Source organism: Parazoarcus sp. PS-13 R2A (assembly GCF_057621855.1).
Window position 1 is genome coordinate 1 of sequence record NZ_JBYEXN010000044.1, and the last position, 8,965, is coordinate 8,965.

Annotated in this window: 9 protein-coding genes; 4 read left to right on the top strand and 5 right to left on the bottom strand. The window is 57.8% G+C overall.

What is annotated here, in order from left to right:
* The first annotated feature begins 182 nt into the window (after window positions 1–182).
* From AC22G6_RS21555 to AC22G6_RS21570, 4 genes are all read left to right on the top strand, one after another.
* Window positions 183–1,154, top strand: coding sequence for a 2-oxoglutarate and iron-dependent oxygenase domain-containing protein (locus AC22G6_RS21555; RefSeq protein WP_034046937.1), 972 nt, complete (start codon window positions 183–185; stop codon window positions 1,152–1,154).
* A 101-nt stretch (window positions 1,155–1,255) separates the two neighbouring features.
* Window positions 1,256–2,365, top strand: coding sequence for an S-(hydroxymethyl)glutathione dehydrogenase/class III alcohol dehydrogenase (locus AC22G6_RS21560; protein ID WP_034046935.1), 1,110 nt, complete (start codon window positions 1,256–1,258; stop codon window positions 2,363–2,365).
* A 10-nt stretch (window positions 2,366–2,375) separates the two neighbouring features.
* A complete protein-coding gene (gene fghA / locus AC22G6_RS21565) occupies window positions 2,376–3,206 on the top strand; it encodes an S-formylglutathione hydrolase (RefSeq protein ID WP_034046933.1) in 831 nt (276 codons plus the stop codon).
* A gap of 95 nt (window positions 3,207–3,301) precedes the next feature.
* Window positions 3,302–3,700: a VOC family protein gene (locus tag AC22G6_RS21570; RefSeq protein ID WP_034046930.1), complete on the top strand. Its 399-nt coding sequence runs from the start codon at window positions 3,302–3,304 to the stop codon at window positions 3,698–3,700.
* Window positions 3,701–4,073: 373 nt separating this feature from the next.
* On the opposite strand, the gene AC22G6_RS21575 is transcribed toward AC22G6_RS21570, so the two are convergent.
* From AC22G6_RS21575 to AC22G6_RS21595, 5 genes are all read right to left on the bottom strand, one after another.
* Complete coding sequence (locus tag AC22G6_RS21575) at window positions 4,074–4,988, bottom strand: PDR/VanB family oxidoreductase (RefSeq protein WP_239670328.1); 915 nt, start codon at window positions 4,986–4,988, stop codon at window positions 4,074–4,076.
* Window positions 4,989–5,101: 113 nt separating this feature from the next.
* Complete coding sequence (locus tag AC22G6_RS21580) at window positions 5,102–5,521, bottom strand: hypothetical protein (protein WP_414143822.1); 420 nt, start codon at window positions 5,519–5,521, stop codon at window positions 5,102–5,104.
* A 28-nt stretch (window positions 5,522–5,549) separates the two neighbouring features.
* Window positions 5,550–6,503 carry a LysR family transcriptional regulator gene (locus AC22G6_RS21585; RefSeq protein ID WP_034046924.1) on the bottom strand — a complete coding sequence of 318 codons (954 nt, stop codon included), beginning with the start codon at window positions 6,501–6,503 and terminating at the stop codon, window positions 5,550–5,552.
* Between the two features lie 471 nt (window positions 6,504–6,974).
* Complete coding sequence (locus AC22G6_RS21590) at window positions 6,975–8,048, bottom strand: BMP family ABC transporter substrate-binding protein (protein ID WP_052167507.1); 1,074 nt, start codon at window positions 8,046–8,048, stop codon at window positions 6,975–6,977.
* A gap of 315 nt (window positions 8,049–8,363) precedes the next feature.
* Window positions 8,364–8,810: a VOC family protein gene (locus AC22G6_RS21595; RefSeq protein ID WP_034046921.1), complete on the bottom strand. Its 447-nt coding sequence runs from the start codon at window positions 8,808–8,810 to the stop codon at window positions 8,364–8,366.
* Window positions 8,811–8,965: the final 155 nt, after the last annotated feature.

Here is an 8,965-nt window from a genome sequence, read left to right on the forward strand (position 1 = left end):
CAATTTTTTCTACCGCATCACACCTCCAGACGGGTTGCCTGGTGACGAATCCTTGCCCGCAGCCTCTCGTACCGTGGGCGAGCACATGGCCGCCATGATGGAAAAAACATACGCGTGATATTGGGCCCCCGGCCAGCTACGGACACTTTTCGCAATATCGCCTAAAACAGTGAGACTTCATCATGGAAACATTGCCAATCATTGATATCAGCCCGCTCTATCAGAATGACCGGGCAGCCTGGAAAAGGGTTGCAGATCAGATCGACGAAGCGTGCTGCACTTGGGGATTTTTCTACATCAAGGGCCACCCCATCGCTGAATCGCGCATCGAGGAATTGTTGGCCGCCGGCCAGAGTTTCTTCAAGCTGCCCTTGGAGGAGAAGCTCAAGATCGATATCACCAAGAGCGTCAGCCATACAGGGTACGGCGCTATTGCTGCCGAGCAGTTGGATCCGAGCCAGCCGGGCGATCACAAGGAAACCTTTGACATGAGTTTCCACCTGCCGGCTGATCATCCGGACGTTGTGGCCGGTAAGCCGTTGCGTGGCCCCAACCGCCATCCCGACCTACCGGGCTGGCAGGAATTATGGGAGCAGCACTATCAGGATATGCACGATCTGGGCCTCACGCTCTTGAAAGCCATTGCGATTGCGCTTGGCACGGACGAGGATTTTTTTGCGAAGCGGTTTGCCGAGCCCATCAGCGCCTTGCGCATGATTCACTATCCGCCACGAGAAGGCGCTGCCAACGCAAGCAAAGGTGCGGGCGAGCATACCGACTATGGGTGCGTCACATTGCTCTACCAGGATCCGGTCGGCGGTCTGCAAGTGCGCAATCTGGAAGGTGAGTGGCTGGATGCGCCGTTCATTCCTGGGACATTCGTCGTCAACATCGGCGACATGATGGCCCGTTGGAGCAACGATCGCTACAAATCCACTCCTCATCGGGTAGTCAGCCCGGAGGGCAAGGATCGCTATTCCATTCCGTTCTTCGCCGAGCCCAACCCGAACACTGTCATTGATTGCCTGCCTGGCTGTTTTGACGAGAGCAATCCGCTCAAGTACGAAACCACGACGTGCATCGACTACATGCTCTGGCGTTTTTCCGAAACCTATTCGCATCGCGGTACGGACGAGCAGACAACGGCTGCCTGAATCGCCATAGGCGTTGCGAGATAAGGATCTCGTCCGTACCTATTCGATGTAAATCCGCAACGCACGGTAACGACCGTGCGCATATCTAGAGAGTCCGCGCCATGAAATCCCGTGCTGCTGTTGCCTTTGAAGCCGGCAAACCCCTGCAAATCGTCGAGATCGACGTCGCTCCGCCCCAGAGGGGCGAAGTGCTGGTGAAGATCACCCACACCGGCGTATGCCACACCGATGCCTTTACCCTGAGCGGCGATGACCCCGAGGGCCTGTTTCCCGCTGTGCTGGGCCATGAAGGCGCCGGCGTCGTGGTCGAGGTCGGTGAAGGCGTGACCAGCGTCAAGCCCGGCGACCACGTGATCCCGCTCTACACCGCCGAATGCGGCGAATGCCTGTTCTGCAAGAGCGGCAAGACCAACCTCTGTGTCTCGGTGCGCGCCACCCAGGGCAAGGGCGTCATGCCCGACGGCACCACGCGCTTCTCCTACAACGGCCAGCCCATCTACCACTACATGGGCTGCTCCACCTTCAGCGAATACACCGTGGTGGCCGAGGTCTCGCTGGCCAAGATCAGCCCTGACGCCAACCCCGAGCAGGTCTGCCTGCTGGGCTGCGGCGTGACCACCGGCCTGGGGGCGGTCAAGAACACTGCCAAGGTGCAGGAGGGCGATAGCGTGGCCGTGTTCGGCTTGGGCGGCATCGGCCTGGCCGTGATCCAAGGTGCCAGGCTCGCCAAGGCCGGCCGCATCATCGCCATTGACACCAACCCGTCCAAGTTCGACCTGGCGCGGACTTTCGGTGCGACCGACTGCGTCAACCCCAAGGATTACGACAAGCCCATCCAGCAGGTGATTGTGGAGATGACCGGCTGGGGCGTGGATCACAGCTTCGAGTGCATTGGCAACGTCAACGTGATGCGCGCCGCACTGGAGTGCGCGCACCGCGGCTGGGGCCAGAGCGTGATCATCGGCGTGGCTGGCGCGGGCCAGGAAATCTCCACGCGACCCTTCCAGTTGGTGACCGGCCGCAAGTGGCTCGGCACGGCCTTCGGCGGCGTCAAGGGCCGCTCGCAGCTGCCCGGCATGGTCGAAGACGCGATGACCGGCAAGATCCAGCTGGCGCCCTTCGTTACTCACACCATGCCGCTGACCGGCATCAACGAGGCTTTCGATCTGATGCACGAGGGCAAGTCGATCCGCACGGTGATTCGCTACTGAGCGCACGGCGATGGAACGGATCGAACAACACGCCAGCTTCGGCGGCCGGCAGGAAGTGTGGAAGCACGCTTCGGCAACGCTGGGTGGCGAAGCGAAGTTCGGCATCTATCTGCCCGAAGCCGCGCTGCGCGGTGAGGCGCGCCCGGTGCTCTACTGGCTCTCGGGCCTGACTTGCACCGAGCAGAATTTCATCACCAAGGCCGGTGCGCAGGAGCATGCCGCGCGGCATGGCTTGATCGTCGTTTCGCCCGACACCAGTCCGCGCGGCACCGATGTCGCGGACGATGCCGCCTACGACCTGGGCCAGGGTGCGGGCTTCTACGTCAACGCCACGGAGCAGCCCTGGGCCGCGCATTACCGCATGCAGGATTACATCGCCGAGGAGTTGCCCGCCTTGGTCGAAAAGGAGTTCCCCGCCAGCGATGCGCGTGGCATCTTCGGCCATTCGATGGGCGGCCACGGTGCACTGGTGACGGCGCTGCGCCATCCTGGGCGGTATCGCAGCGTTTCGGCGTTCTCGCCCATCGTGGCGCCCTCGCAAGTGCCTTGGGGCGAAAAAGCCCTGGGCACCTACCTGGGGGCAGGCCGGGCCGCATGGAAGGAGTGGGACGCCGTGGAATTGATTGGGGCCGCGCAGGAGCGTCTGCCGCTGCTTGTGGATCAAGGCGAGGCCGACGAGTTCCTCGCGGGCCAGCTACGGCCGGAATTGCTGCAATCGGCCTGCGAGGCCGTGGGCCATCCGCTCACGCTGAATCTGCGGCCGGGTTACGACCACAGCTATTACTTCATCGCCAGCTTTCTGGCGAATCATTTCGCGCATCATGCGGCCCGGTTGGCATGACCGTGGCTGCCTGTAAGGAGTGGGGGGCGGCACGATGCACCGTCCGGCTCATCGGCCATCCCCGATTCTCAGTTGAAACCTGAAAGGTGATTCTCATGGCTAATCCCGTTATCTCCGGCAACGACGTTTTCTCGCACGTGTTCATCGGCGCTGCCAACGTCGCACAATCCACCGCTTTCTACGACGCCGCCCTGGGCGCGCTCGGCATCAAGAATCTCGGGCCGTTCGGCAGCGGCTGGGTTCTGTATGGTCGTGACAAGCCCGCGTTCATCATCGCGCGCCCCGGCAATGGCGAGGCGCCTTCGAGCAATGGCGCAACCATCGGCTTCGCAGCGGCCAGCCCGGCCGAGGTCGATGCGTTCCATGCCGCGGGCCTGGCCGCCGGCGGTGCCGACGAAGGCAAGCCCGGCCCGCGCGGCCACCTGCCCGGTGCTTATGCCGCCTATCTGCGCGATCCGGCGGGCAACAAGGTCACGGCCTACGCTTTCGTCTAAGTAGCAGGCAGCCGCCGTCGGCATCCATCCGCAACGTAATCGCCATGCAGATCGCCCCCGACTGCATGGCCTCGCTGTTGCTGGCCATCGGCAGGCTTTGCAGCCTTTGTCTGCTCGATCATCGAAAGCGGCACGCAGCGGTCAACCGACCAGCGCACACCAAGTCCTTCGCGACAAGGGACTGGATCCCTATGACGCGGTCTCAGTCCTGCTCTGATGGATATTCTTGCCACGCTCACGCGGCCAGGAGCTTACCGGGGGGCAAAGCCTATCGTCCTGGCTCAACACGCGATAAGAGCGTGCCCGATCTCCACCAAGATGATGAGATCGGGGACGAGGAAGAAACGCTGCGTAAATGAGGGTTTGCCAGCTTCTAAAGATCGAGTACGAGTCGCGGTGAGTGACTGCGTGAGCAGCATAGCGCGATCTTGGGTTGGGCTACGGATTTCTCGGCGTCGCTTTGCACGCTGTCTCGATGGTCGGGTTCCCCGGCAGTCACCGGTGTAAGACACGCGCCGCAAATGCCCATTTCGCAAGAGAGCGGTACGTCAATGCCTGCATCCAGCAGCACCGAAGCAATGCTGCGTTCAACTGGAATGCAGAACACCTGCCCGGAGGAGCCGATCTCAACTTCGAAGGGCATTTCGTGCATCAAGACACCGGCTGTAGCTTCTCCGCCTGCGACCATCGGCGCGAACGCCTCCTGGTGAATCTGCTCGGCACTCCAGCCCTGGGCGCTGGTTCGCTGCCGTACTTCGGCCATGAATCCCTGCGGGCCACATACATAGATGTGTGTTTGCCGATCCGGTGTGTGCAGGCACACAGGCAGGCCGGCCCGTAAGCTGTCACCCTCAGCGCTGCAATGCAGGTAGACAGTGCCATGGCGAAAACCGTGGTTCAGGAGACGACTGAAAGCAACTTCGTGGCGATGGCGAACATAGTAGTGAAGTTCGAAGGACTGGCCTTCGGCATCCAGCGCCAAGGCCATGCTCAACAGCGGGGTGATTCCGATGCCGCCGGCCAACAGCACGGCAGGGGCGTGAGGCCGGAGCGCGAACAAATTTCGCGGCGCGCTAATCGTCAATGATTGCCCGACCCGCAGTTGCTCGTGCACATAGGCCGATCCGCCACGTGAGGAGGCCTCACGGCGGATGCACAGCAGATAGTGGTCAAGCTGCAGCGGGCTGCTTGCGATTGAATACTGACGGACAAGGTTATTAGGAAAATGCAGGTCAACGTGGGCACCGGCCTCGAACGGCGGCAGCCTTGAACCCGTCTCGGTCGGCACTAAATGCACGGCCAGATTGGCCTTGCGCGCTCAAGGCTTCGACGACTACATGAATTGTTGGAGCATCATTGGCCATGCAAGACCTCGAAAAGAGTGGGTGGAAGCTGCTTGCCTCAAACAAGAAAGAACTCGCCAAGGCCCATCCGTTTAAGCCCGCGCCGATATGCGATGGAGCTTCGATCCGCAGGTATGTGTGCCTCCAGGGTCAGATCCAGTGGAAGGCGTTCGGGCTTTTGAGCTTCGACCATTGCACGATCCTCCTCAAAGACGCGCAAGTTGAATGCCTTGATATCCTCGGCCGGAATATGCTTGTTGACATTGCGAATGATCGGCACAAAAAGCTTCGTCTTACGTGCCGAAACGGGTGACGCCGCATTCATGATCGTTTGGACTTTTCCGCCAGGGAAATGAATGGTGAGCGTGGCAGTGAATGGCAGATGAACCTCGAAATGCACCACAGCGCCAACTATCACGCGCCGCTCAATGGGCAATGGAAAAGGTACGAGAGGATCTGAAGGCGTTGAGCCTGTCAAAAGAACAGCCCGACCTGCACGTTGGAGACTAGCTTTTTCTGGTGCGGGGCAGTATGGACGCAGTGTAGCTGTTTAGACGGTCGAGTTCCGACATGCTCTCGGTTAGCAAATTCAAGAACGCACGTAACTTCTTCGAGCCGTAGCGGTTTCGCTGGTATACGCAGTAGATTTTCTTTTTCTCTGGCTTCCAGTCGGGAAGTATGGCCACGAGTCCTCCGCTTTTCACCTCTGGCTGCACAAAGAAGTCGGGTAACAAGGCGATACCCAAGCCATTCAAACAGAAAGTCTTCATTAGCCAATAGTCGTTGGTTCGAACCGCTATGCGCGAAATATACTTCTGCGACGTTTCTCTGGAGTGAAGCATGACTCGCTCTGAAAATTCAGATTGCCTCAACACAATCGAATCATGCGCCGTGAGTTCCTTCGGCGTCACTGGTAGTCCATGACTCGCCACATATTGAGGGCTGGCATACAGTCCGAATGAAAGCTGCCCCACTGGCTTTGCTATGACATCGGGAACATTCGGTGCCGCGGCGCAGACGTAGCAATCCACTTCATCAAGCTTGGGGGAATCCGCTCTTTCTGCTACATCCAATTCGCAAAGTATGTTGGGATGCCCTTCCAGAAACAGCTTGACTACGTGGCATACGAATGTCGTCGTGAATTGATTGTCGGAAAGCACCTTCAGGCGACCCTGCCCTCCCTGTACCAATTCTTGAACTTCATGGCGCGCAGCCGCCCATCGCCCGCTCAAGTCTGCAAGCAATGCCTCACAATGCGAGTAGAGCGCCAGCCCCGCTTCTGTCGGCACAATCTTTCGAGCAGATCGGATGAGGAGTTGTACGCCCAGCTCGTCTTCCAGGCGCTGAAGTGACCGGCTCAGAGTAGCCTTCGCAACGCCAGTCTGAGCTTCTGCTTTGGTGAGGCTACCTGCTCTCACGATGGAGGCGAAGGCTTCGACAAGTTTGAGTTCGATATTCATCCGGTGCGACCTAGGCTGTACCGCTCATGCAGCTACAAGTGCTCGTGGGAACACATATTGAACCTAGTATGCACCCACAATCGTTCCAAAAGTGGAACGGTGCGTCGCATAGAGAGATGGTTCCGGAATGTGGAACCAGCCGCAAATGGATGGGCCGCGGTGATGGGCGAGGTACGCTAGAAGGTTAACGACCGCGTTACGACCACCCCCTAAGGCCTGAACGTCTATTCGCCTGTTGCAACGCGCGTCGCTCGAACCTAGTCCATGCAGGTGCGGCCCCGCATGCTCTACGCCGCCGCCGCTCTGGCGCGGATGGTAGTTGCAGCCTGAAGGGGTTCGGTCATGGGAGATGATCGATCGTGGGAGGCTCCGGCGTGGTCAAATAATCGGAGCCAGGATGCTCCCTGACCGCGCTGCAACATGCTGTGATCACCGAAAGCATCCCTGCGATGAAAGGCTACTGATCTCGACTCACTTACCTGGTGACTTGCCTTCAACGCCCTTGACATAGATGTTCATGGCTTCCAAAAAGGCATCTGCCGCATCCTTGTCGCGAGCTACCATTTCCTTTCCTGCTTGGTCGAGAATCGGGCCTTTCCAGACTGAGAACGCGCCACTCTTGAGGCCGCTCTTCACTTCAATCAGCCGAGCCTTCGTTGACGCCGGTACATCCTGAGCAATCCCAACAAGGTCGATGGAGTCCTGCTTGACGCCCCAAAGGCTTGCACCCGTTTTCCATGAGCCATCCAACACCTGCTGGATCGCGTGGGTGTAGTAGGGAGTCCAGTTGATGATTGCCGAACCCAGCACTGCCTTTGGAGCATAGGCGGCCATATCGGAATACACCCCAAACGCACGTTTGCCGCGTTGCTCCGCAGCTTGTGGCACTGCTGCGGATGCCGTGTTTTGCATGAGGACGTCCGCACCTGAGTTGATCAAGGAATTCGCCGCGTCAGTTTCCTTGGGGGGATTGAACCACTCATTGATCCACACGACTTTAGTCGTGATCTTTGGGTTCACCGACTGAGCACCCAACGTGAAACTGTTGATATTTCTGATCACCTCAGGAATCGGTACTGCACCAACGAACCCGAGAATGTTCGACTTCGTCATACTCCCGGCAACAATACCAGCGAGGTAGTAGCCCTCGTAGATTCGACTGTTGACCACACGCATGTTCGGTGAAGTCTTGTAGCCCGAGACGTGCTCGAACTTGACGGCGCTGTGTTCGCCGGAAAGATTCAGCATTGGGCCCATATAGCCAAAGCTGGTTCCGACGAGCACGTTGGCGCCCTGGGAAATCAGATCGCGCATGACGCGCTCCGAGTCGGCACCATCAGCGACTGCCTCAACGTACATGGTCTTGATCTTGTTGCCAAACTTGGCTTGAACTTCCCGCCGTGCCTTTTCGTGTGCAAAGTTCCAGCCACCATCACCGATGGGAGCACTGTAGACGAAAGCAACTTTGAGCGGATCGGCGGCAGATGCCGTCATAGTCGTGACCGAGAGGATAGCTGCCATCATGATGAACCGGATCAGCGACATGGTGATTCCTTGTGTGGGTTGAAGATGACGCCGCGCGTCGTGGTCGTCCTCGACTCAAGCTCGATTTTTGAAGGGTAACTAGAGAGCAATACGCTTCGACGAAATTTGGTGCGGAGCCTGCCATTTTCTTAGCCTCAAACACCCAATCGAATGTTCTTATAAATACTGGGAGAATCCCTTTGACCAGTATTTTTTGTGAAGGACTTTGAGGGGAAACTAGGAATTCCACTGCCGAAGCATCGAGTTGGAGCTGAAGATGTTGAGACTGAATTTCTCTCTCCACCCAGCACCCAACTCTCTGTTCTTTCAGTTGGTTTATTCGAATGAAATGGCGGGGGGTTGAATGCCTTCTGGCAATGCCGATGACGTTATTCTTACTACGTTATTCTCAGGGTCACAAAAAACGATCTGCCAATGGCCATAGTATGTGGCGAACGGAGCCTTTACGACACGCCCACCCCATTCCGTGATTTTACGAAACGCACCGTCTACGAGTTCAGGCTTCTCCACCATAAAGGTGATCATTGTGTTAATCGGGAAGTCTGTCTTCTCAGGCTTAATCCTGTCCGCCAATGACAAGAGATCGTAAGCCATCCAGCCATTGAAGCCGAGCTGCACGCCTGCGCCCGTCAATACCCGATAGATCGGCGAGGAAGCCTCCTTGATTTCGTCCCAACCTAGGAGGTGTTTGTAGAAGTCCAATTGCCGATCAATGTCCCGGCAGAATATATTGAACATAGGTTGACATACGAGTTCTTTCATTGTGCATTCTCCATTTTTAAGCAGTTTTTGCTGCGGGGTCACCATAGGTTTTTGCATACATTTTGGCGATGTGTTCTCCAACGGTACGCTCTTCTTGTGAAAATTCCTGTGCGCCCTCGAAATGCGCCAATGGCTTGATCCTGTAGTGATAGCTC

Excerpts from the sequence above, each read along its gene's own strand:
- AC22G6_RS21555 (WP_034046937.1), top strand. The coding sequence starts at position 183 with ATGGAAACATTGCCAATCATTGATATCAGCCCGCTCTATCAGAATGAC.
- AC22G6_RS21595 (WP_034046921.1), bottom strand. The coding sequence starts at position 8,810 with ATGAAAGAACTCGTATGTCAACCTATGTTCAATATATTCTGCCGGGAC.
- AC22G6_RS21590 (WP_052167507.1), bottom strand. The coding sequence starts at position 8,048 with ATGTCGCTGATCCGGTTCATCATGATGGCAGCTATCCTCTCGGTCACG.
- AC22G6_RS21585 (WP_034046924.1), bottom strand. The coding sequence starts at position 6,503 with ATGAATATCGAACTCAAACTTGTCGAAGCCTTCGCCTCCATCGTGAGA.
- fghA (WP_034046933.1), top strand. The coding sequence starts at position 2,376 with ATGGAACGGATCGAACAACACGCCAGCTTCGGCGGCCGGCAGGAAGTG.
- AC22G6_RS21560 (WP_034046935.1), top strand. The coding sequence starts at position 1,256 with ATGAAATCCCGTGCTGCTGTTGCCTTTGAAGCCGGCAAACCCCTGCAA.
- AC22G6_RS21570 (WP_034046930.1), top strand. The coding sequence starts at position 3,302 with ATGGCTAATCCCGTTATCTCCGGCAACGACGTTTTCTCGCACGTGTTC.